General features: G+C 62.4%; 20 protein-coding genes. 15 read left to right on the forward strand and 5 right to left on the reverse strand.

All coding sequences use genetic code 11. The annotated features are described in order from the left end of the window. The first annotated feature begins 32 nt into the window (after positions 1-32). The 10 genes from ACR9ZC_RS00675 to ACR9ZC_RS00720 all read left to right on the forward strand — a co-directional run bounded on the left by ACR9ZC_RS00675 (position 33) and on the right by ACR9ZC_RS00720 (position 10343). Positions 33-1079 (forward strand): LLM class flavin-dependent oxidoreductase, encoded by a 1047-nt coding sequence (locus tag ACR9ZC_RS00675; RefSeq protein ID WP_481578702.1) that lies wholly within the window; start codon positions 33-35, stop codon positions 1077-1079. A 48-nt stretch (positions 1080-1127) separates the two neighbouring features. Further along, the gene (locus ACR9ZC_RS00680) at positions 1128-2600 is read left to right on the forward strand and encodes an aldehyde dehydrogenase (protein ID WP_481578703.1); all 1473 of its coding nucleotides are present in this window, start codon (positions 1128-1130) and stop codon (positions 2598-2600) included. 19 nt (positions 2601-2619) lie between these two features. Further along, the gene (locus ACR9ZC_RS00685) at positions 2620-2934 is read left to right on the forward strand and encodes an NIPSNAP family protein (protein WP_331568646.1); all 315 of its coding nucleotides are present in this window, start codon (positions 2620-2622) and stop codon (positions 2932-2934) included. A 98-nt stretch (positions 2935-3032) separates the two neighbouring features. Beyond that, positions 3033-4061, forward strand: coding sequence for an ABC transporter substrate-binding protein (locus tag ACR9ZC_RS00690; RefSeq protein ID WP_481578704.1), 1029 nt, complete (start codon positions 3033-3035; stop codon positions 4059-4061). A gap of 39 nt (positions 4062-4100) precedes the next feature. Beyond that, complete coding sequence (locus ACR9ZC_RS00695) at positions 4101-4982, forward strand: ABC transporter permease (protein ID WP_481578705.1); 882 nt, start codon at positions 4101-4103, stop codon at positions 4980-4982. Between the two features lies 1 nt (position 4983). Next, positions 4984-5778 carry an ABC transporter permease gene (locus tag ACR9ZC_RS00700; RefSeq protein WP_481578706.1) on the forward strand — a complete coding sequence of 265 codons (795 nt, stop codon included), beginning with the start codon at positions 4984-4986 and terminating at the stop codon, positions 5776-5778. Positions 5779-5793: 15 nt separating this feature from the next. Beyond that, a complete protein-coding gene (locus ACR9ZC_RS00705) occupies positions 5794-6885 on the forward strand; it encodes an ABC transporter ATP-binding protein (RefSeq protein WP_481578707.1) in 1092 nt (363 codons plus the stop codon). Positions 6886-6890: 5 nt separating this feature from the next. Next, positions 6891-7592, forward strand: coding sequence for a GntR family transcriptional regulator (locus ACR9ZC_RS00710; RefSeq protein WP_481578708.1), 702 nt, complete (start codon positions 6891-6893; stop codon positions 7590-7592). A gap of 9 nt (positions 7593-7601) precedes the next feature. Further along, the gene (locus ACR9ZC_RS00715) at positions 7602-9062 is read left to right on the forward strand and encodes an NAD-dependent succinate-semialdehyde dehydrogenase (RefSeq protein ID WP_481578709.1); all 1461 of its coding nucleotides are present in this window, start codon (positions 7602-7604) and stop codon (positions 9060-9062) included. A gap of 114 nt (positions 9063-9176) precedes the next feature. Continuing rightward, on the forward strand, positions 9177-10343 hold the full coding sequence (locus tag ACR9ZC_RS00720) for a porin (protein ID WP_481578710.1): 1167 nt from the start codon (positions 9177-9179) through the stop codon (positions 10341-10343). Between the two features lie 84 nt (positions 10344-10427). Here the strand turns inward: ACR9ZC_RS00720 and ACR9ZC_RS00725 are convergent, their stop codons facing one another. From ACR9ZC_RS00725 to ACR9ZC_RS00735, 3 genes are all read right to left on the reverse strand, one after another. Further along, positions 10428-11624, reverse strand: a complete 1197-nt coding sequence (locus ACR9ZC_RS00725) for a cytochrome P450 (RefSeq protein ID WP_481578711.1) — start codon at positions 11622-11624, stop codon at positions 10428-10430. 88 nt (positions 11625-11712) lie between these two features. Further along, positions 11713-12459, reverse strand: a complete 747-nt coding sequence (locus ACR9ZC_RS00730) for a spermine/spermidine synthase domain-containing protein (RefSeq protein WP_481578712.1) — start codon at positions 12457-12459, stop codon at positions 11713-11715. Between the two features lie 91 nt (positions 12460-12550). Next, positions 12551-13828 carry a hypothetical protein gene (locus ACR9ZC_RS00735; protein WP_481578713.1) on the reverse strand — a complete coding sequence of 426 codons (1278 nt, stop codon included), beginning with the start codon at positions 13826-13828 and terminating at the stop codon, positions 12551-12553. 585 nt (positions 13829-14413) lie between these two features. On the opposite strand from ACR9ZC_RS00735, the gene ACR9ZC_RS00740 reads away from it, so the two are divergent. Then, positions 14414-15925, forward strand: a complete 1512-nt coding sequence (locus tag ACR9ZC_RS00740) for a hypothetical protein (RefSeq protein ID WP_481578714.1) — start codon at positions 14414-14416, stop codon at positions 15923-15925. 66 nt (positions 15926-15991) lie between these two features. Here ACR9ZC_RS00740 and ACR9ZC_RS00745 read toward each other — a convergent pair whose 3' ends face one another. After that, positions 15992-17188 (reverse strand): hypothetical protein, encoded by a 1197-nt coding sequence (locus tag ACR9ZC_RS00745; protein ID WP_481578715.1) that lies wholly within the window; start codon positions 17186-17188, stop codon positions 15992-15994. A gap of 412 nt (positions 17189-17600) precedes the next feature. Then, entirely contained in the window at positions 17601-17924 is a 324-nt protein-coding gene (locus ACR9ZC_RS00750) for a hypothetical protein (protein WP_481578716.1), read from the reverse strand. Between the two features lie 353 nt (positions 17925-18277). Between ACR9ZC_RS00750 and leuC the strand changes: the two genes are divergently transcribed. From leuC to asd, 4 genes are all read left to right on the forward strand, one after another. Then, positions 18278-19687 (forward strand): 3-isopropylmalate dehydratase large subunit, encoded by a 1410-nt coding sequence (leuC, locus tag ACR9ZC_RS00755; protein ID WP_173256631.1) that lies wholly within the window; start codon positions 18278-18280, stop codon positions 19685-19687. A 16-nt stretch (positions 19688-19703) separates the two neighbouring features. After that, positions 19704-20354, forward strand: coding sequence for a 3-isopropylmalate dehydratase small subunit (gene leuD, locus ACR9ZC_RS00760; protein ID WP_331573247.1), 651 nt, complete (start codon positions 19704-19706; stop codon positions 20352-20354). A gap of 84 nt (positions 20355-20438) precedes the next feature. Continuing rightward, entirely contained in the window at positions 20439-21500 is a 1062-nt protein-coding gene (gene leuB / locus ACR9ZC_RS00765) for a 3-isopropylmalate dehydrogenase (RefSeq protein WP_481579675.1), read from the forward strand. 253 nt (positions 21501-21753) lie between these two features. After that, positions 21754-22875, forward strand: a complete 1122-nt coding sequence (gene asd, locus ACR9ZC_RS00770; RefSeq protein ID WP_481578717.1) for an aspartate-semialdehyde dehydrogenase — start codon at positions 21754-21756, stop codon at positions 22873-22875. Positions 22876-23118 lie beyond the last annotated feature (243 nt).

A 23118-nucleotide genomic window follows, 5' to 3' on the forward strand; every position in this document is an offset into this window, starting at 1 on the left:
AAGGATCGCTGCGAGGCGATAGGAGACAAGTCATGAAGTTTTCGTTGTTCCTGCATATGGAGCGGTACGACACGAAGACGTCGCATCGCGAACTGTTCGACCAGCTGACCGAGCTCGTGCAGATCGCCGAGCGCGGCGGGTTCGAGACAGCGTGGATCGGTGAGCACCATGCGATGGAGTTCACGATCGCGCCGAATCCGTTCGTCAATCTGTCGTATCTCGCCGCGAAAACCGAGCACATCCGTTTGGGCACCGGCACCGTGATCGCGCCGTTCTGGCATCCGATTGCGCTGGCGGGTGAAGCGGGCATGGTCGATGTCGCGAGCAACGGCCGGCTCGACCTCGGCATTGCGCGTGGGGCATATTCGTTCGAATACGAGCGCCTTTTGCCGGGGCTCGATGCGATGAGCGCCGGCGCGAGAATGCGTGAGCTGGTGCCGGCGTTACGCAAGCTCTTCCAGGGCGACTACGCGCATCGCGGCGAATTCTGGTCATGGCCCGCGACAACGCCGGTTCCGCGCCCCATTCAGCAGCCGCATCCGCCGATGTGGCTCGCCGCACGCGATCCGAACTCGCATGCATTCGCTGTGGCGAACGGCTGCAACGTGCAGGTGACATCGCTGGCGGCGGGCGACGCCGAAGTCGCGAGCCTGATGGAGCGTTTCAATGCGGCGTGCGCCGCGCATCCGGAGGTGCCGCGCCCGAAGGTCATGATGCTGATGCATACGTTCGTCGGGGCGAACGCTGCCGAAGTCGATGCAGCAGTGGAGGACCTGGCGCGCTTTTATCGGTACTTCAGCAAGTGGTTCAAGAACGAACGCCCGATCGAGCAAGGTTTCATCGAGCCGCTCACGGGGGCCGACGTCGAGATGTTCCCACAGTACTCGCCCGAAGCCATACGGAAGAACCTCGTCATTGGGGAGCCGAGCCAGGTGATCGATCGGTTGAAGCGCTATGAGGAACTGGGCTACGACCAATACAGCTTCTGGCTCGATAGCCATATGAGCTTCGAGCGCAAGCGCAAGTCGCTGGAGCTGTTCATTTCCGAAGTCATGCCCGCGTTCGGCCGCGTGCGCTGATTGAATGACTGACGCTTTCAGCCCACTTCATTGAAGGAGCGGATCGACATGTCTCAACGGTTTCAGCAGTACATCGACGGCGCGTTCGAGGATGCCGCCGAGCATTTCGACAGCATCGATCCGTCGTCAAGCCGCGTCTGGGCGCAGATGCCGGCGGCGAGCGCGCAGGACGTGGACCGTGCGGTGCATGCCGCGCATCGTGCGCTCAACGATCCGGCATGGGCCAATCTCACGGCGAGCGCGCGCGGCAAGCTTTTGTACCGGCTCGCCGAGCTGATCGAACAGCACGCGCCGCGCCTTGCAGAACTCGAAACGCGCGACACCGGCAAAATCATCCGCGAAACGCGAAGCCAGATCGGTTACGTCGCCGAATACTACCGTTACTACGCCGGCGTGGCCGACAAGATTCAGGGCGCCTGGCTCCCCGTCGATAAACCCGATATGGAAGTGACGCTGCGGCGCGAGCCCGTCGGCGTCGTCGCGGCGATCGTTCCGTGGAATTCGCAACTGTTCCTCTCGGCTGTCAAGGTCGGGCCCGCGCTCGCCGCCGGCTGCACGGTCGTACTCAAGGCGTCCGAAGACGGCCCGGCGCCGTTGCTCGAATTTGCGCGGCTCGTGCATGAAGCCGGCTTTCCAAATGGCGTCGTCAACGTCGTGACCGGCTTCGGCAACGAATGCGGGCGCACGCTGACGAGCCATCCGCTCGTCTCGCGCATCGCATTCACGGGTGGACCTGAAACCGCGCGCCACGTCGTGCGCAATTCGGCCGACAACCTCGCGGCCATGTCGCTCGAACTGGGCGGCAAGTCGCCCGTGCTGGTGTTCGACGATGCCGATCTCGACAGCACCTGCAATGCCGTCGTCGCAGGCATTTTCGCGGCGACGGGGCAAAGCTGCGTGGCCGGTTCGCGCCTCCTCGTGCAACGCGGCATTCACGATGCGCTCGTCGAGCGCTTGATCGCTCGCGCACGCACGATCCGGATCGGCGACCCGCTGGATACGGCAACCGAGATGGGACCGCTCGCGACGCGTCGGCAACTGGACCACATCGAGCAAGTGTTGCTCGCGAGCGTCGAGGCCGGCGGCCGCGTCGTAGTCGGGGGCTCGCGGCCGGCGGGTTTCGACGATGGCCATTACTTTCTGCCGACGATCGTCGATTGTCCGCATGCGCAGGTGCCCAGCGTCATGGAAGAACTCTTCGGCCCGGTGCTCAGCGTCGTGACGTTCGATACCGAAGCCGAAGCCATTGCGCTCGCGAACGATACGCGCTATGGGCTCGCATCGGGTGTGTTCACGCGGGACCTCACGCGCGCGCATCGGCTGACCCGCGCGTTGCGCGCGGGCATCGTATGGGTCAATACATACCGCGCGGTGTCACCGATCGTGCCGTTCGGCGGTTATGGCCTCAGCGGTCTCGGACGCGAGGGCGGCCTCGAAGCCGTGCTCGAGTACACGCGTACGAAGTCCGTCTGGATTCGCACGTCGGACGAGCCGATCGCCGATCCGTTCGTGATGCGTTGAGAGAAAGGGGGAGAAACGCATGTTTTATGAAGTTCGCACGTATCGCATCAAGACGGGAGCCGTGCCTGCTTATCTGAAGCTCGTCGAGGAGGAGGGCATCGAACTGCAGAGGCGCTATCTGGGCCAACTGGTCGGCTATTTCTACTCGGAGATCGGACCGCTGAATCAGATCGTTCACATCTGGGCGTACCCGAGCCTGGACGAACGTGAACGCCGGCGGGCCGCGCTCGCCGAGGACGCGGCCTGGCGCGCCTTCGCGCCGAAGATTCAGGCGCTGATGGAAGAGATGGAAAGCAAGATCATGAAGCCGGCGTCTTTCTCGCCGCTTCAATGAGCGTCGATGGGATTTGGCGGTATCGCGGTTAGACGATTCAAAAACTATGGGATCGGAGTCAGTGCTCCAGCACTCGCTCCATTCGACAGGAGACAAGCATGAGCAGCAGGAGCGTTTTTTTCACGGCAGCGACGATCGCATGCGCGGCGGCCCTCATGACGGCCAGCGTGCGTGCGGCCGACCCGATCGTATTCACGAGCTGGGGCGGCACGACGCAGTCCTCCCAGGAAAAGGACTGGGCGCAGCCGTTCACGAAGGCCACGGGCATCAACGTGCTGATGGACGGTCCCACCGACTACGGCAAGCTCAAGGCAATGGTCGATAGCGGCAACGTGAATTGGGACGTTGTCGACGTGGAAGGCGATTTCGCCTATGCCGCGCAAAAAGCGGGGCTCATCGAGCCGATCGACTTTTCCGTCGTCAAGAAAGACGATCTCGATCCGCGCTTTACCTCCCCGGACGCCGTCGGGAGTTTCTACTATTCGTTCGTGCTCGGCTACAACAAGTCGAAGTTCACGGGGGCCCAACCGTCCACGTGGGCCGATCTGTTCGATACGAAGCGCTTCCCCGGCAAGCGCACGCTTTATAAATGGTCCGCTCCGGGCGTGCTCGAAATTGCGTTGCTTGCCGATGGCGTGCCGCCGAACAAGCTCTATCCGCTCGATCTCGACCGCGCGTTCAAGAAGCTCGACACGATCAAGAGCAGCATCGTCTGGTGGAGCGGCGGCGCGCAGTCGCAGCAGTTGCTCGCATCCGGGGAGGCGCCCATCGGCATGTTCTGGAACGGTCGTCTGCATGCGCTCGAACAGACGGGCGTACCCGTCGGCATCTCGTGGAATCAGAACCTGACGGCTGCCGACATGCTCGTGATCCCGAAAGGCGCCAAGCATCGTGCCGAGGCGATGAAGTACCTCGCCGCCGCGACGAGCGCTCAGGCGCAGGCCAAGTTCGCGGCGGATACGGGCTACGCGCCGATCAACGTGAAAGCGCCCGCGTTGATGCCCGCCGCCGTCGCCAAGACGCTGCCGGACCAGTACAAGTCCTCGCAGATCGATCTCGATATGAAGTACTGGGCCGAGAACCGCGACGCCATTGCCAAGCGATGGTACGCGTGGCAATCGAAGTAGGCCTGCGCGAGCGCTTGGAAGTCTCGATTGGGAGTCAACATGCCTAACGTTTTGAGTACCGTTGCGCATCCGGCGACGACGCCCGCGCGTCGGCGGCGCGATTGGCGCAGCCTCCGTCTGCTGACGCCTGCGCTGCTGCTGCTCGTGATTTTCTTTTTGCTGCCGGTGCTGTCTCTGCTGTTGCGCAGCGTGCTCGAACCGACTCCCGGTCTGCACAACTACGCGCAGCTCCTCGGCTCGACGACGTACCTGCGCGTATTCGGCAATACGTTCCTCGTTGCGACGGTGGTGACCGCGGTGACCGTCGCGATCGGATTCCCGACTGCGTGGTTGCTGGCCATCGCGCCGCGCAGGGTGAGCTCGGTGCTGTTCGCCATTTTGCTGCTCTCGATGTGGACCAATCTGCTTGCGCGCACGTTCGCATGGATGGTGCTGCTGCAAGCGACGGGGCCGATCAACCGGGTGCTGATGGCACTCGGGTTGATCAGCGAGCCGCTGGCGCTGGTCAACAACCTGATCGGCGTGACGATCGGCATGACCTACATCATGCTGCCGTTCCTCGTCATGCCGCTGCATGCCACGTTGCGCAGTATCGATGCGTCGACGCTGCGCGCGGCGGCGATCTGCGGTGCGAGCCGCTGGCAGGCGTTCTGGCGCGTACTGGTGCCGCTCGCGATGCCGGGCGTTGCATCGGGGGCTCTGATGGTGTTCGTCATGGCGCTCGGCTATTTCGTCACACCGGCGCTACTGGGCGGACCCTCGTACATGATGCTGGCGGAACTCATCGCGCAGCTCGTGCAGGAACTGCTGAACTGGGGGCTTGCCGGTGCTGCGGCACTGGTGCTGCTCGCGGTGACGCTCGGGCTCTACGGGCTGCAACTGCGCTTCACAGGCGGTGCACGCGCGGGACTGGGAGAATGACATGCTTCTAGATTTCGACCGCCTGGGCGCACTGCGCTGGGTACTGACGGCCATCGGCGGAGCAGTCGCCATCTTTTTGCTGCTGCCCATCGCGTTCATCGTCGCGTTGTCGTTCGGCGATTCTCAATGGCTGATCTTTCCGCCGCCAGGCTGGACCTTGCAGTGGTATCGCCAGCTCTTCACCGACTCGGGGTGGCTCAGTTCGCTGCTGACGAGCGCGGAGCTGGCAGTCATCGTGACGGCGCTGTCCGTCGCGATCGGTTTGCTCGCCTCGCTTGCGCTGGTCCGCGGCAAGTTTCGTGGGCGGGGTGCACTGCAGGCGTTCTTTCTCACGCCGATGGTGCTGCCCGTCGTCGTCCTCGCAGTGGCGTTGTACGCATTCACGTTGCGCATCGGGCTGAACGGCACGATGACGGGTTTCGTGATCGGTCATTTGATCATCGCGCTGCCGTTCTCGATCATTTCGATCAGCAATTCGCTAGCGAGCTTCGATACGGCGCTCGAAGATGCCGCACTGATCTGCGGCGCATCGCCGCTCGAAGTGAAGCTGCGCGTGACGCTGCCCGCGATCAAACTCGGTCTTTTCGCCGCCGCGATCTTCTCGTTCCTCGCATCGTGGGATGAGGTGGTCGTTTCGATCTTCATGGCGAGCCCCACGTTGCAGACGCTGCCGGTGCGAATCTGGACCACGTTGCGACAGGACCTGACACCGGTCGTGGCAGCGGCGTCTTCGCTGCTCGTCGGTCTGACGACGGTATTGATGTTGGCGGGCGCGGTAGTGCGCCGCGCCCGATAAAGAGGTGGATGAGCCATGACTGCTGCATTCTTGCAAATCCAGCGCCTGCGTAAAACATACGACGATGTCGTCGCCATCGATCAAGTCTCGCTCGATGTGCGCAAGGGCGAATTCATGACGTTCCTCGGGCCCTCGGGCTCGGGCAAGAGTACGACGCTCTACATCGTCGCGGGCTTCCAGGAGCCGAGCGAGGGCCGCGTGCTGCTCGACGGCAAGCCGTTGCTGTCCGTTGCGCCGAACAAGCGCAATATCGGCATGGTGTTTCAGCGCTATACGCTGTTCCCGCATTTGAGCGTGGGCGAGAACGTCGCGTTCCCGTTGCGCGTACGCGGCCGCCCCGAGCGCGAGGTGAAAGCGAAGGTCGATCAGATGCTCGAGCTCGTGCATCTGTCGGAGTGTCGCGAGCGCATGCCTGCGCAACTGTCCGGCGGTCAACAGCAACGCGTCGCGATTGCGCGGGCGCTGGCGTACGACCCGCCCGTGCTGCTGATGGACGAGCCGCTCTCCGCGCTGGACAAGAAGCTGCGCGAGGAGATTCAACTCGAACTGCGCCGCATCCATCAGGAGACGGGCGTCACGATTCTTTACGTGACGCACGACCAGGAGGAGGCGCTGCGTCTTTCCGACCGTATCGCGGTATTCGACAAAGGGCGAATCGAGCAGGTCGGTACCGGCGAGGAGCTGTATGCCAACCCCGCATCGCGTTTCGTCGCGGGTTTCATCGGCAACTCGAATTTCCTGCCGGTGCGCGTAACGTCGACAGGCGACAGCAGTGCGAGCGGCGTATTTCCGAACGGCCATGCGGTGACGGCCGGCAGCGTCGGGCACCGGCTTGCGGCGGGCGAGGAAGGTACGTTGATGATCCGCCCCGAGCAAATGCGCATTCGCGCACTGCAAAGCCCTGACGCAGCGGCGGGGTTGCCGGTAACGGTACGCGACATCACCTATCTCGGCGATGCGATGCACTACGCGGTGGCGACGCCGTGGCAGCAGGAGATATCCATTCGGATGCCGGCGAGCCACCGTCATGAGCTTGGATTGTCGATCGGCAATCGAGCGCTCGTCGATTGGGAGGCGCGCGATGTTCGGCTGTTTGCGCAGGCGTGAATGGAATGAGTGACGCGCTTCCTTCGCTGAAAGTCGAGCGGCGGACCACGACGCTGCGCGAACTCGCGCTGAAAAAGATACGCACTGCGATCCTCGATGCGCACTTCGTGCCTGGCGAGCGGCTCGTCGAGCGCTCGCTGTGCGAGGAGCTCGGTGTGAGCCGCACGGTGGTGCGAGAGGTGCTGCGGCATCTGGAGGCCGAGGGGCTCGTCGACTCGATTCCGAATCAAGGACCGATCGTGGCCATGCTCGATTCGGACACGGCGGCGCAAATCTACGAGATTCGCGCGCTGCTGGAAGGCGACGCCGCGATGGAATGCGCGCGGCATGCCGATGAGGGCGTGACATCGCGGCTCGCGCAGTGCATCGCGAACATCGGGCTGGCGTTCGAGAGCCATGACTATGCGGCGGTGCGCGAATTCACCACGACGTTCTACGAACAAATGTTTCATGGCGGCGACCGAACCGTCGCGTGGGAAATCGTGCAGACGTTGAATGCGCGGATCAACCGCTTGCGTGCGATGACGATCGCCTCCGACGACCGCGGCCGGCAGGCCGTGGAGGAAATGAATCGGATACTCGACGCGATCCGCGCACGCGACCCGCAGCGCGCTCGCGATGCGGCGATGGCCCATGTGGCGCGTGTGGCCGCCATCGCCGAGCAGCTTTTGCGGCAGGGCCACGAACAACTCATGTGCGAAGGATAGGAACCATTCATGGAACTGAAGGAAGCGTTGAAGGATGTCTCGCTGCTGCGGCATCAGGCTTACGTGGCGGGCGAATGGCGGGCGGCCGATTCGGGCGGGACATTGGAGGTGTTCGATCCCGCAACGGGCGGCTCGCTGGGTACGGTTCCGAACATGGGTGCGGCGGAAACAGCACGCGCGATCGACGCCGCTCAGGCGGCATGGGCCGGCTGGCGAAAGAAAACGGCCAAAGAGCGTGCGGTCGTGCTGCGCCGCTGGTACGAACTCATGATCGAGCACAGCGACGACCTCGCGCTGATTCTGACGACAGAACAGGGCAAGCCGCTGGCCGAGGCCAAAGGCGAGATTGCCTATGCGGCTTCGTTCCTCGAATGGTTTGCGGAGGAGGGCAAGCGCGTGGCCGGCGACACGCTGGCTACGCCTGCTGCCGACAAGCGTCTCGTCGTCGTGAAGGAGCCCATCGGCGTGTGTGCCGCCATTACGCCCTGGAACTTCCCTGCCGCGATGATCACGCGCAAGGTCGGGCCCGCGCTCGCGGCGGGATGTCCGATCGTCGTCAAGCCGGCGGAGGCGACGCCTTTTTCGGCGCTCGCCATGGCGGTACTCGCCGAGCGCGCCGGCCTGCCCAAGGGTGTGCTGAGCGTCGTCACCGGCGAGCCGAGGGCGATTGGCGCAGAGATGACGCGCAACCCCATCGTTCGGAAGCTGTCGTTCACCGGTTCCACGGCCGTGGGGCGGTTGCTGATGGCACAGAGCGCGCCGACCGTGAAGAAAGTCACGCTCGAACTTGGCGGGAACGCACCGTTCATCGTATTCGACGACGCCGATCTCGACGCCGCCGTCGAGGGTGCAATCGCGTCGAAATACCGCAACAACGGACAGACCTGCGTCTGCACCAATCGCTTTTATGTGCATGAGCGTGTCTACGACGCATTCACGGACAAGCTCGCAACCGCGGTCAACAACCTGAAGGTCGGACGCGGGACGGAAAGCGGCGTCGCGCTGGGTCCGTTGATCAACGAGGCAGCGCTCGAGAAGGTGGAGTCCCACATTGCGGACGCGCTCGCCAAGGGCGCACGCCTTATTACCGGCGGCAAACGGCACTCGCTCGGTCATGGCTTTTTCGAGCCGACGGTGTTGACCGATGTGGCTGCGGGGATGGCCGTGGCGAAAGAGGAGACGTTCGGGCCGCTCGCGCCGCTCTTCCGGTTTTCATCCGATGAAGAAGTCATACGCCTGGCCAACGATACGGAGTTCGGTCTTGCCGCCTATTTCTACAGCCGCGATATCGGCCGAGTCTGGCGCGTGGCCGAGGCGCTCGAATACGGGATGGTCGGTATCAACACGGGCCTGATTTCGAACGAAGTCGCGCCGTTCGGCGGCGTGAAGCAATCGGGGCTCGGCCGTGAGGGGTCGCACTACGGCATCGACGACTACGTCGTCATCAAATATCTGTGCATGGCTGTTTGATCGGGACGCCGGGACGCGGGGGCGCGTCGATCGGCGTCGGCAAAAAAAGAAGTGGCGGTAGCTGTAGTGTCGTAGACGTTCAGCAAAAACATGGTGGAGAACTTGGAGACTTCGATGAAATCGATTCGTATTAATAAATTAGTAGTCCTAAGTAGTATCTGCGCGGGACTGGGATGTTTGCCGGGCATGGCCGCCGCGCAATCCTCGGTGACGCTTTACGGTGTCATCGATGAGGGCATCGACTATGTGAACAACAGCGGGGGCCATTCGCTCTGGCGCATGCGCGATGGGACTTACGACGGCATGTACGGCAGCCGCTGGGGCCTGAAAGGAAGCGAAGATCTGGGCAATGGCTTGAGTGCGATCTTCAAGCTCGAAGCGGGGTTCAGCCTGGAGAACGGGCAGATGCGACAGGGCGGCCGCGAGTTCGGGCGGCAAGCCTATGTCGGGCTTTCCAAGCAGGGGCTGGGTACGGTGACGCTTGGCCGCCAGTACGACTCGGTCGTCGACTACGTTCAGCCGGTGACGGCGGTGGGCCAATTCGGTGGTCCATTCGTACGGGGCGGCGATATCGACAATACGGATAACTCGTTCCGCGTCGACAACGCGATCAAGTATGCGAGCCCCTCGATCGCGGGCTTTACTTTCGGCGGCATGTATTCGTTTACCAACTCGAACGCCCCGGGCGTGGGGACGACGGGCATGTGGAGCGTGGGTGCGAGCTATGCGCACGCCGGCTTCAACGCGGGCGCGGCGTACTTCTACGCGAAGAATCCGGCGAGCCTCTTTACGGACGGCGATTTCATCGGCAACACGACAGGCGCCGCGATCGGCGCCAGCGGTCCGTTCAGCTACGTCGGTCACCCGCACAACGAGCGGATCATCGGCGTGGGTGCGAACTACACGCTGGGCGCGGCAACGGCGGGCGTCGACTATACCAACACGAAATTCGAGGATGCGAACGGCACGACGAGCTCCGTGACGTTCAGCAACTACGAGGTATGGGGCAAGTACAGCCTCACGCCGAGCACGACGTTGGGCGCGGCATACGCCTATACCGATGGCAGGGTGAATTACAACGGCAGCAAGCCCAAATACCATCAATTTTCGTTGATGGGCAGCTATGCCCTGTCCAAGCGCACTACGTTGTATGCGATGGGAGCGTTGCAGCAAGCGGCCGGGGATGCAAAACAAGCCGACATCTTCGATTTCTCGATTGCGGATGCGTCGACGACCCGTCGGCAGTTGATGTTCCGCACGGGTATCGTGCATCAGTTTTAACGAGGGACGAACCGGCGGCGGGGCATGGACTTTGCCGCGCCGCTTGCCTGATGCGAGGTTGAGGCTGAATCCCGTGGCTCGGGGCTACCAAACCGCCGCCAAAGCGGTGACGCCCCGTAGGTTGCCGCGCTGGTTCCAATTCAACCGGCTCAGCTCGGGTAGCCGAAGATTCGGCAACCGTTCGAGCAATGCGCCGAGTGCGGATTCGAGTTCGATCAGCGCCAGGCGGTATCCGAGGCAATGATGGATGCCTGCGCCGAACGTCTGGGCGCGTCCTTGTTGTCGCTCGATATCCAGGCGATCGGGCTCGTCGAACTGATCGGGATCGCGGTTGGCGGCACCCAACATCAAGAACACCATCGTTCCGCGCGGCACCGTCTCACCTTCTACTTCCACATCCTCCATGGCAGTACGCATGGTCATCTGGACGGAGCCGTCATAACGCGTGCATTCGAGCACGGCATTCGGCATTTTCTCCGGATGCCGCTTAAGCAAATCGAGCTGCTGCGGATTGCGATGCAGCGCGATCAACGCGTTGCCGATCATGTTCGACGTCGTTTCGTGGCCGGCGATGAACAGCAGGATGACGTTGGAGACGATTTCGTCGTGGGTCAGCGTGTCGCCCGCTTCTTCGACGCGCAGCAGCATGGAGATCAGATCGCTGCCGGGGCGCATGCGGCGGGCTTCGGTGGTTTGACCGAAATACCGTGCGAGTTCGTCATAAGCGGCACTTGTCTGGGCCAGCGCTTCGGCATTCATCGGCGCGGGATCGAAGACCTTCGCCACTTTTCCGACCGTAGCGCCGAGCGCCGTTGCTTCTTCCACGGGGATATCGAGCATCCGGCAGATGATGAGCAGCGGAAGCGGAAAGGCGAATTGGGCTACGAGGTCGGCTTGTTTGCGCGGAGCGAATCCGTCGACCAGTTCATGGGCCGTGGCGAGCGCCAGTTCGCGCATCGTTTCGACCTGTCGCGCGTTGAATGCCTTCATCATCAGCGCTCGCACGCGCGTGTGCGCCGGCGGATTGAGCATTAAGAACATCCTGCCGACGCCCTGAAACAGCGGCATATTCGGACCATCGTCGCCATAACGCACGCGGACACTTTCCAAATAGCTCTTGCCCATCGACCTGTTTTGCAGCAGCGCATCGACAATGCCATAGCGCCCGGTCATCAACGCGTTCGGTGCGACGCGTACGAACGGGGCCTGTTCACGCAGTGTTGTGTAGAGCGGGTAGGGATCTTCGAGGAATGCGGGAGTGGACAGATCGGCTAGCTTCATCGAGGTTGGATGAAAAGAGATGGAGAACGTCACCCGGGCAGATGGCGATACGTGGCAACGGTGAGCGCGATGATACCCGGCAAACGGTTCACTCGTTTTTCAAGTCATCGACAAATGCCGAAAAGCCGAGCCCGGTTTTGCTGTCCAACCGCGCTGCTCGATCGCCGATCGCGTCCCAATCGAGGTCGGGGCGGCCTTTCCAAAGTGCCATCACGCCTTGGACGGGCGAAATCGCAATGAATTTTCTGCATGTGAAGACGCTCGATACAGTCGACATGAATCGAGCGGCCCACTCGGCGGTCGGCTCGTAGACGTTCACCGTCATCACACCGCCCGGGCGCAAGATTCGGTGACATTCCCGGTAAAAGTCCGGCGTGTGCAACGCATCGACCGGGCGGTAGCCCTCGCCGAACGCGTCCGACAGAATCAAGTCGCACTGTTCGTCGCCATGGTTTCGAACAAAGTCGGCGCCATCCTGGACCACTACACGCAATCGATCGTCGTCAGGGGGAAGCCCGAAATGCGTGCGCGCGAGTTCGACCACTTCTGCGTCTATCTCCAATCCAATCGTTCGCAGCTCGGGCAGGTATCGGTGAATGAATTTGGCCTGCTGGCCTCCGCCGAGTCCGATCAGCAACACGTCAGTCGCTGAGGGGATGAAGGCCAGCGGCAGCAACATCTTTCGCGCGTAGAGAGCGGGAAGATCGTTCGGCTGCGCGAGTTCCATGACCGTCATCGCGCCGTTCTCGTCGTTCGCCAAATGCAGAAACAGGCGCCCATCGCTCATCTGGACGCGATATTTCTCCGTTCTCTCCACGCAGGAATCGTCAGCCATCGTTCGGTAGCCTGAGTCAGTGTTCGACATGAACGAACCCTAATTTGCGCGACGGATTGCTTCGCCGCCACGAGGCGAACATTGCGGTTCGTCAGCGAACCGGGCGCCAGCCGGAAGCGAGCAGCGTTTCCGACGCCTCCTTGACCTCCGCGATCGTCGTATCGCGCGTCGCCGCACGAATGCCCAATCCGAAGTGCCTCGCGACGCCTGCCGCACGGACATCCGCCATGATCGATGCCGGCTGATCCGTCGCACGCCCGGGCCGCGTTTGCGCGTCCCTTACGGCTTGAACGAATACATGGCTGAGTACCGACATCGGGGAATAAGCCCCGCGGATTGTCTCGAGGCTTACGCCGGGTCGCGACGCTAAGCGGACCCATTTCGATGTCATACGCCGCGCGGTATCTTCGAACGTCCGCATGATTCGCCGATCGTTTTGCATCGCATTCGCCATCTTCCCGACGCCGCTCGCAAACAACCGGGCGCTCGCCTGGGTCAGGGCAAGGTCCAGCGTGACATCGCCTATGACGACCGGCTGAGACGGGCTGCCGTCCTGCGTAGGCGGCGAATTCGACGCGACATGCGGCCCCTGACGACGAGAGTCTTCGGCAAGTATTGCGGGCCCCTCCGCCCATGAGTCGAGAATCACCTGTTGTCCTGCGCCGCGCCTTCGTTCGACGTTCGCCCACGTATGTGGAAACGGCGAATAGGCCCCGACGATCGTCAGCATCTCTCGTGCGCCCACTTTTGGCGCATGCTGGACCAGCGACACATAGGCATGAGCGTCGCAGTATCCGCTTTCGTTCACGATGGAGCCGGCGGCGAGCGCCATGTAGGAACCCATGGCGGCGACACGGCCTGGGGCATCCCCAGTCAGGCCAGTGATCTCTTCTTGCGGCAGCGTATTCGATAGGCGCACGCCGGCCGGGTCTTTGCTACGGCTCTGGAGCACCGATTGCAGCGCGCGCTGCCCAACGAGTGCGGCCTGCGAGCGGCCCACCGCCACGAAATTCGTTTTTCGGTTGTCGTCGATGACGTTGCCGCGCCCTTTGCCGAGGATCGCCCTGGTTTCCGTCAGCGTGTCTTGCCCGTCGATCAGCGAGGCGGCGTCTTGCGCATCGATCGTTCTTCGAATGGATGCTCGCGCATACAAATATCCGGCGAGCGGTAGACGCGCACGGCCGATCGCCGGTTGCGCGATCTGGGAACCGGATTCGCCCTCGGTGCGATCCGCGCGGGGCCGCAGATTCTCGAAGACGGACGATGTCGCGGCACGCGCCGCGTTGCCGCCCACATGCTGCGCGACGGCGTTATCGATCGCTGGATTGCTGCTGCTCGTCTGTGAAGACGTAGCGCCTATTCTCTGCACATCAAGACTCCTTAGGACGGCGTCGGTCAAGCTGCCGCCCGGAGCCGATGGCCCGGTTTGCCGCGGGGGGCGTGGGCTCGACGTGCAGCGCGGCGCAAGGCGTCCAACGTAGCTTTGAATAGTGTGTCTATCGTTTGCGCTCGGCGAAATAACGGAGAAAAACGCGAGATGACCGCGGTTGCAAACGCACCTCGACGACTGCCATTCGCCGGACTCTCATCTATTTCGCTCGTTAGCCCGAACGGACGCGTGCGCATTGCTAAGGTCGATCCGTCATCGTTGTAGGCACCGGCCGTCAGCGCGGAGAAAAACATGAGCAAAGATGTGCGCCTTAGCTCTGCGCAACCTCTAACCAATGACGAATCCTCGATAACGAGCGAACGGCGGACTCCAGATAAGGGTGACGGGCGTTCATCGTCCCGGGCACGGAGCGTCTCGTCGATGCTGGCGCGGCTCAATCCGCTGCGTCGCGCGGGCAAAAAAGCGGGTGCTTCCGAGAACCCTGGCCCGATCGCTCAGCCAGTTGCGACTGCCGCCGTCTTGCAGAGCCAGACGACCGGACGCCCTCGGGTTTCGCTGCGAGATTTGCTTGAGCTTGAAGAAGAGGCGCGGCAAGGCACCGCACCTGCTGGAACGACCGGTGCTGCCGCCGAAGCGGAACAGGCGCAATCGGCCCATCGTTCGGATCTCCTGGCGCCGCAAGCAACGGCGCTCGGGCGCGGCACCGGTGGTCCGAGCCGGTCGCTCGATGTGCTCGCCGAGGACGATGAGGAGGAAGTCGACGATGACGGCGGCACCGAGCACGGGTCACTATCCGCAGCCTCTTCGCCGACGCGCGACATGTCCCCACGCGAGGATTTCGGCCTTGCGGGTGGGGTGCATCTTCATCGCGTCGAGCGACACGAGGAGCTCCCGCTAGCCGGCTATCTGCTGGCGCGCGAGATCGACGGCCGCGCCGTGCCGGAGCAGGAGCTTGGGCGCCTGAGGTCCGCCCACGAAACGGTCGTGCAGACGCGCAAGCTGCTTCCATGGGGACGCGGCAACGTCCGTTCGGACGTCGAAGCCACCGGTGGCGAGTCTCTCGCGCGCGCGTATCTCGCTCAGGAGCTGGCCCAGGACCTGGCGAAAGACAAGGCGCCCGGATTCGAAGATGCACCGAACGTTGCAGGTGCCGCGATGTTCGCGCGGGCGGGCGTCTGCAGCAACCACGCTGCTGTCGCCATGCATCTGCACGCTGGAAAGCTGGATGCCCCGGATGAAGCCGTCCATTTCGCAGGGCGCCCGCTGGTCGACCATGCCTGGAGCGAATTGCGCAAGGGCCGGGGCCGCAAGAATGTGATCGTCATGGACGCCTGGGCGGAAGGCTCCGCGGTGTACGCGGAAGACGCGCGTCATACCCGCGTGGCGCTCGGCGTCAAGAGCTACGGCCGCTATGATGCTTCAAACGGTCCGGCCGCGGCCGACCGGGCCTTCGAGGCGGCGGCGAAACTCACCGAACTTGCGCCTCACGAAACGATCGATGAAATTCGTCACGCGCTCAAGGAGCAGCCGCCGAGCGACAACAAGATGCGCGACGCCCGAACGGTGCTGGACAAGCGGGTCACGCAGCGGGTCGAAAAGAAGATGGCCGCGCCGCTGACGGCGACCCAGGCCCAGCAGATCGGGCGCAATCGTTCGGGGCTCGGCGGTGCGTTGAAGGGCAGCCTCTCAGCGCTCGGCATCGCGAAGCGCGATCCGAGCGGGCGGCCGCGCGGCGCGGAACTCGAGCGGGAGGCTCGGCAAATTGCGACGCGACGCATGCAGCGGGATTCGGGCGCGCCGCGCGAAACCGATTGGCCGACGGCTCAACGCGAAGCGAAAGCGCAACTGCGCGCCGACTACGCGAAGGCAGAAAAGCGCTTTGCCGCCGCGCAGGCAAGCGTTCGAAACGATATCAAGGCAATCGGGGTGGCTCGCTCGCTTGGCTGGGCGGCGACAGTGAAGGACGCCGTCGCCGATGCGAAGGAAATCGTTGCCGCGGCCCGTGATCCGGAGCGCGCGACGCGCGCGCAAACGCTGCCGAAAGCGGGGGCCCCGCAGCAAGACGAGGAGACGTGAGCCGAATGCCGGTGCCAGTAGCACAAGTCGCCTTTGCGGCCCTCGGCTCGGTTTCGATTCAACGCGTCAAGGCTGCGGAACAGCGGTCCGATTGGCCGGTACGATCTGTGGCTGAAACGAGAACACCTCACGGGTGCGGTCATCGACGAACACTTTCAACCAATGTACATCGTTGTTGCCGTGAGCCTGGTTGTCGCCGAACGTTTCGACGCGGGTGAAGTTCTCGAGCCGTCTGCCTTGCGCGTCAAGAAATGGGCGATCGATGCGGAAATAGTGCGAATCGCCATGCACGTAAGCAACCGGTTTTCGGAAGGCAATCACTTCGTCGCGCAGTGCAAGCAGGAAGTCCTTGAAACCATCGGGAGTTGCGCTCGGATAGGCGGGGTCCGAACTGGGTAGCGAGTCGTTTTCCACCAGGGTCTTGGGGTCGCGCGTGGGTGCGCGCGTCGCGTCGGAGTTATCCCACCCCGGGTCGGCCTGTGAAATAAACATGACAGCTGAAGCGTGGCGCGCTATGGCCTCCTGAAACGTCTGCTGCATCCAGAGGATATCGGCACCGTTGCGCGCCGCAAATTCCGCGGGGTCCGGTTTCGTATCGCAGAGGTTGTTGCACGAGCCTTGGATGTTGAGCGTCGCGTAGACGACACCGTGCAGCATCCAGCGCCGATTCTCGACACAGCTTACGAGCTGATTGTCATTGTTCAGGCAAAGCCGGTCGGTTTGAACCTCCTGAAGCATCGGTCGTTGTCCGAGCGAATAGGGTGAATCGAAGAAGGCCTTGCGCTCATGGTCGAGCCTCTCCCGCGACGAAAATGCGCCGTTCGAGGCGCGATCGCAGTCCGTCCAGTTGTTGTCGCCAGGAGTCAACATCGCGGCTGACTTCAACGCGTTGAAATATCCGAGCGCCTGCACGTAGAGTGCGTCGCTACACGTTGTAGGCGTTGCCGATCCAGGCGTGCCGCTGCCAGCCTTGAGATCGCCGTCATGGACGGTAAACGCGAGTTTTTGCGAGTTCATGTCGGCGATCAAGTTCGGCACACCGACTTGCGCCTGCATGTCGGAGTACGGCAGATCGCCCCATAGCCCGATGGCGTACGCGCGGCTTTCGCTGTGTCCGTCGTCATCGTGCGCGAACGAATCGGCGGCAGGCCACACCGCCGAGGCGGCCGCCACCGCAAGACAGGCGACGTTCCGTAAGAATCGCCACCAATTCACGTTAGATTCAGTCCGCAAGCCACCCTGCACATACCGATCTCTTGTCATCGTTAGCTCCAGTGTCCATCGCGCGAATTGCGCGTCCTGAAGTGAAAGCGCTGCGTGTGACAGGTGTGTGTCGGTGAACGTGATGTGCTTTGGTGTATAGATAGAACGGAACCTCGCGATCGGCCGCGTCGATGCCGCCTGGGAAGAAAGAGTTCAGTTTCGATAGAGCATATCGACCCCGCGTGCCGCGCAGACATCGTAAAAGTCGCCCGGGTTGAATCCGACAAATGCATCTATCGAAAGCTGGACATCCTGAATCGGGTATCGACGCATTCAAATAGCGTGGGCCACGGAATCAAGAGAGTATGGATGGACAGATCGTCCTCCAACACTCGTGCGGTCGTGTGATGCCTGTCTCTTTCGTTGAACAGTGCAATCCAATACCCCGTATCGATGAGAATATTTTTTGCCATCAAAGGTCATCCTCGCCAGGACCGAACTCCCCATATCCTTGCCATGGAGATGCTTTCCGCTTGCCGATGATGAATCGTCCTTTATTGGAGCCATCGCCATTCGTCCATACTATGTATACGCGATCGGTTTTCGAAAATTCAACGTTTGATTCCAGCTCCGTCTTGATGAAGTCCGGCACGGATTCATTCTCGGCGATATCGACCTTGAAATAGGCGACGCTATCGCCGCATTCCATGGCCTTTACGGTGTCTAGCCACCGATACAGATTGGCGTAATCGCCTTTGACACCGAGATCATAGGAAAGCCAAACCGTTTTTTGCATACGACCGAAACTCCACAAAACAAATGACGATGCGCGCGTATCCCTGCTACGACGAGGCACTTCTGTCGCTTGGCAACGGTACGGGCTCCACGAGGGCCTCATGTTACCGTCGCTGGCGGAGCGGCGGAGGTCGACCGAAAGTACTAGTCAAATTGGACGTCCTGGTGCCGCGAAGCGCCAGTCCGGCGCCGGGCCCCGCGGGCATGGTAGTAGCGATCCAGGTACCGCGACTACCACCATAACCCACTGTTTTTTATCGCTTTTTTCATCCATCCAGTACCCCGCGAGCGGTCTGCGTGGCATAATCGACCGAACCGAAACGCCCGTGATTCGATTCACTTCCCCCGCATACCATGCCAAAGACTCTTTACGACAAGCTCTGGGATTCGCACGTCGTTCACACCGAAGAAGACGGCACCACCCTGCTTTACATCGATCGTCAACTGCTGCATGAAGTCACGAGCCCGCAAGCGTTCGAAGGCCTCAAGCTGGCCGAGCGTCCCGTCTGGCGCGTCAGCGCGAACCTGGCGGTGTCGGACCACAACGTGCCGACCACGGACCGCAGCCACGGCATTGCCGATCCGGTTTCGAAGCTGCAAGTCGATACGCTCGACGCCAACTGCGACGCCTTCGGCATCACCCAGTTCAAGATGAACGACCTGCGTCAGGGCATCGTTCATATCATCGGGCCCGAACAAGGCGCGACGCTGCCGGGCATGACGATCGTCTGCGGAGATTCGCACACGTCGACGCACGGCGCATTCGGCGCGCTTGCGCACGGCATCGGCACGTCGGAAGTGGAGCACGTGCTTGCCACGCAAACGCTGCTGCAGAAAAAGAGCAAGAACATGCTCGTCAAAGTCGAGGGGCAACTGCCGCGCGGCTGTACGGCGAAAGACATCGTGCTCGCGATCATCGGCAAGATCGGTACCGCGGGCGGCACCGGCTATGCCATCGAATTCGGCGGCTCGACCATTCGCGCACTCTCGATGGAAGGCCGCATGACCGTCTGCAATATGGCGATCGAAGCGGGCGCACGCGCCGGCATGGTCGCCGTGGACGACACGACGATCGACTACCTGAAAGGCCGCCCGTTCTCGCCGCAGGGTGCCGAATGGGACGTCGCCGTCGAGTACTGGCGCACGTTCACATCGGACCCGGGTGCCGTGTTCGATCGCGTGGTCGAACTCGATGCGACTCAGATCGTGCCGCAAGTCACGTGGGGCACCTCGCCTGAAATGGTCACGCCGATCGATTCGCGCGTGCCCGATCCCGAGCGCGAGAAAGACCCCGTCAAACGCGCGGCGATGGAACGGGCGCTGCAATATATGGCGCTCGAGCCGAACGTGCCGATGGAATCGATCAAGCTCGACAAGATCTTCATCGGCTCGTGCACGAACGCGCGCATCGAAGATCTGCGTGCCGCGGCGTATGTCGTCAAGAAACTCGGCCGCAAGGTGGCATCCAATATCCGGCTCGCGATGGTCGTCCCGGGCTCGGGTCTCGTGAAGGCGCAAGCCGAGCGCGAAGGGCTCGACAAGGTGTTCCGGGAAGCAGGTTTCGAGTGGCGCGAGCCGGGCTGCTCGATGTGCCTCGCGATGAACGCCGACAGGCTGGAGCCGGGCGAGCGCTGCGCCTCCACGTCGAATCGCAATTTCGAAGGGCGGCAGGGCGCGGGCGGCCGCACCCATCTCGTGAGCCCGGCGATGGCGGCTGCCGCGGCCATCGAGGGTCATTTCGTCGATATTCGCAAGCTGGGCTGAGGCGGAGCAACTGAACATGGATAAGTTCATCGTACATACGGGCATCGTCGCTCCCCTCGATCGTGAAAACGTCGATACGGACGCGATCATGCCGAAGCAGTTTTTGAAGTCGATCAAGCGCGCGGGCTTCGGTCCGAATCTGTTCGACGAGTGGCGCTATCTCGACCACGGCGAGCCGGGACAGGACAATTCGCGCCGCCCGCTCAACCCCGATTTCGTGCTCAATCAGCCGCGCTATCAAGGCGCGTCGGTTCTGCTCGCACGCAAGAATTTCGGCTGCGGCAGCTCGCGCGAACACGCGCCCTGGGCGTTGGAACAGTACGGCTTTCGTGCGCTGATCGCACCGAGTTTTGCCGATATTTTCTTCAACAACTGCTTCAAGAACGGTCTGCTTCCGATCGTCCTGACCGAGCAGCAGGTCGATCACCTGTTCAACGAGACGTATGCGTTCAACGGCTATCAACTAACGATCGATCTCGCTGCGCAATGCGTTCGCACGCCGGACGGCCGGGAATATTCGTTCGAAGTCGACGCGTTTCGTAAGTACTGCTTATTGAACGGCCTCGACGACATCGGCCTGACGCTGCGGCAGGCCGACAAGATCCGCGCGTTCGAGGCGGAGCGGCTGGCAAAGCAGCCGTGGCTCGCTCACCGGATCGTCGGCTGAACGTCCCTCGGGGCCCGCGGTGCAAGTGGCTGCGGCAGTCCCTCAGACAACCCAACATCACGTACACAGGAAGGATGCACGAAGATTGCAGTGCTGCCCGGTGACGGCATCGGTCCGGAAATCGTCAAGGAAGCGGTCAAAGTGCTCGGCGCGCTCGGCGAGTCGTTCGAACTCGAGGAGGCGCCCGTCGGCGGCGCCGGCTACGAGGCACATGGCCACCCGCTGCCCGAGTCCACGCTCGCGCTCGCGAAGGAGGCGGATGCCATCCTCTTCGGGGCCGTCGGCGATTGGAAATACGATTCGCTCGAACGCGCATTGCGTCCCGAGCAGGCCATTCTCGGTCTGCGCAAGCATCTGCAGCTCTTTGCCAACTTCCGTCCGGCGATCTGCTATCCCCAGCTGACCGGCGCATCGTCGCTCAAGCCCGAGATCGTCTCGGGGCTCGACATCCTGATCGTGCGCGAGCTCAACGGCGACATCTATTTCGGCGCGCCGCGCGGCATTCGCCCGGCACCCGACGGCGCATTCGAAGGGGAGCGCGAAGGCTTCGACACGATGCGCTACTCCGAGCCCGAAGTGCGCCGCATCGCGCATGTCGCGTTCCAGGCGGCGCAAAAGCGCGGCAAGCGGCTGACTTCGGTGGACAAGGCGAACGTGCTCGAAACGTCGCAGCTCTGGAAGGAAGTCATGATCGAGGTCGCCAAGGCGTATCCGGACGTCGAGCTTTCGCATATGTACGTCGACAATGCGGCGATGCAGCTCGTCAAGGCGCCGAAGTCGTTCGACGTGATCGTCACGGGCAACATGTTCGGCGACATCCTCTCGGACGAAGCGGCGATGCTGACGGGATCGATCGGCATGCTGCCGTCGGCTTCGCTCGACAAGAACAACAAGGGTCTTTACGAGCCCTCGCACGGTTCGGCGCCCGATATCGCGGGCAAGGGTGTCGCCAATCCGCTCGCCACGATTCTGTCGGCCGCGATGATGCTGCGCTATTCGCTGAACAAGGCGGAGCAAGCCGAGCGCATCGAAAAGGCGGTGCAGAAGGTGCTCGAAGCCGGATACCGGACGGGCGACATCGCTACACCGGGCTGCCGCCAGGTCGGCACGGCCGAGATGGGCGATGCGGTGCGTGCGGCATTGTAAGGACGTTTTCGTGTAGACTGTCGCGATGCTGCGAATCCCCTCTATCCCCTCGATAGCAACGCTCGTTGGCGCAACGCTCGGTGCGCAGGGATTCGCCATTGCCGGCGCCATTGGCGTGGCCGGCATCATTTCGATCAAAACGATTACCCCCAAAACGATCACGAAAAGCTGATCGTCCGCCGTGCCCGCCCGTCTTCCCCGCGCGGTCACGCCGGGCAAGGTTGCGGGGAAGCGTCCATTCGAAGGGATAATCATGAACGTAGGTCTCGTAGGTTGGCGCGGTATGGTCGGCAGCGTCCTGATGCAGCGTATGCAGCAAGAGGGCGATTTCGAGCTGATCGAGCCCGTTTTTTTCAGCACGAGCAACGCGGGCGGCAAAGCGCCGGCGTTCGCCAGGAACGAGACCCAGCTCAAAGACGCGACGAACATCGATGAGCTGAAAAAGTGCGATGTCGTCATCACGTGCCAGGGCGGCGACTACACGAACGAGGTCTTTCCGAAGCTGCGGGCGGCGGGCTGGAACGGATACTGGATCGATGCCGCATCGTCACTGCGGATGAAAGACGATGCCGTCATCATTCTCGATCCCGTGAACCTCGACGTCATCAAGGATGCGCTCGTCAAGGGCACGAAAAATTTCATCGGCGGCAACTGCACCGTCAGCCTGATGCTGATGGCGCTGGGCGGCCTCTTCCGCGAAAACCTCGTCGACTGGATGACGGCCATGACCTATCAGGCCGCATCGGGTGCCGGCGCGCAGAACATGCGCGAGCTGCTCGCGCAAATGGGCACGCTGCATGGCGCGGCCAAGGATGCGCTGGCCGATCCGTCGTCGGCCATTCTCGATATCGACCGCAGCGTGCTGGCGGCGATGACGAGCGACGCCATGCCGACCGACCACTTCGGCGTGCCGCTTGCCGGCTCGCTGATCCCGTGGATCGACAAGGATCTCGGCAACGGCATGTCCAAGGAAGAATGGAAGGGCGGCGCCGAGACGAACAAGATTCTGGGCAAGCCCGCGATGGGGCAGCCGGGCTCGATTCCTGTCGACGGTCTTTGCGTGCGTATCGGTGCGATGCGGTGCCATTCGCAGGCGCTGACGATCAAGCTCAAGAAGGACGTCCCGCTCGACGAGATCGACGGCATCCTCGCGTCCGCCAACGATTGGGTGAAGGTCGTGCCGAACGAGCGCGAAGCGTCGATGCGCGAACTGTCGCCGGCCGTGGTCACGGGCACGCTCTCGGTGCCGGTCGGGCGGCTGCGCAAGCTGGCGATGGGCGGCGAATATCTATCGGCATTCACGGTGGGCGATCAGTTGCTCTGGGGCGCCGCGGAGCCGCTGCGCCGCATGCTGCGGATTTTGCTCGACAAGTGAAGCGTCATCGCAGGCTTGCGCGGTGGTCTTGCCGCGCTTCCTAACGTAAACTACGCGTTTGCGGCGTAGGACTGTAAAGGCGTCGCGCCGGTCGCGGCGCTTTTTTTACGGCCCCAGTTAGCGCTTTAGCGCTTACTGGGGCCCAATGCAGAGCAACGGCCGATGGCGGTGAGCGCTTCTCCTGTAGGCCCGGAGGAAGTGCGGCAGATGCTTCGAGCACCCATGGCCTCATGCAGAGCACCT

Source organism: Trinickia sp. HAY1-2D, assembly GCF_056754935.1.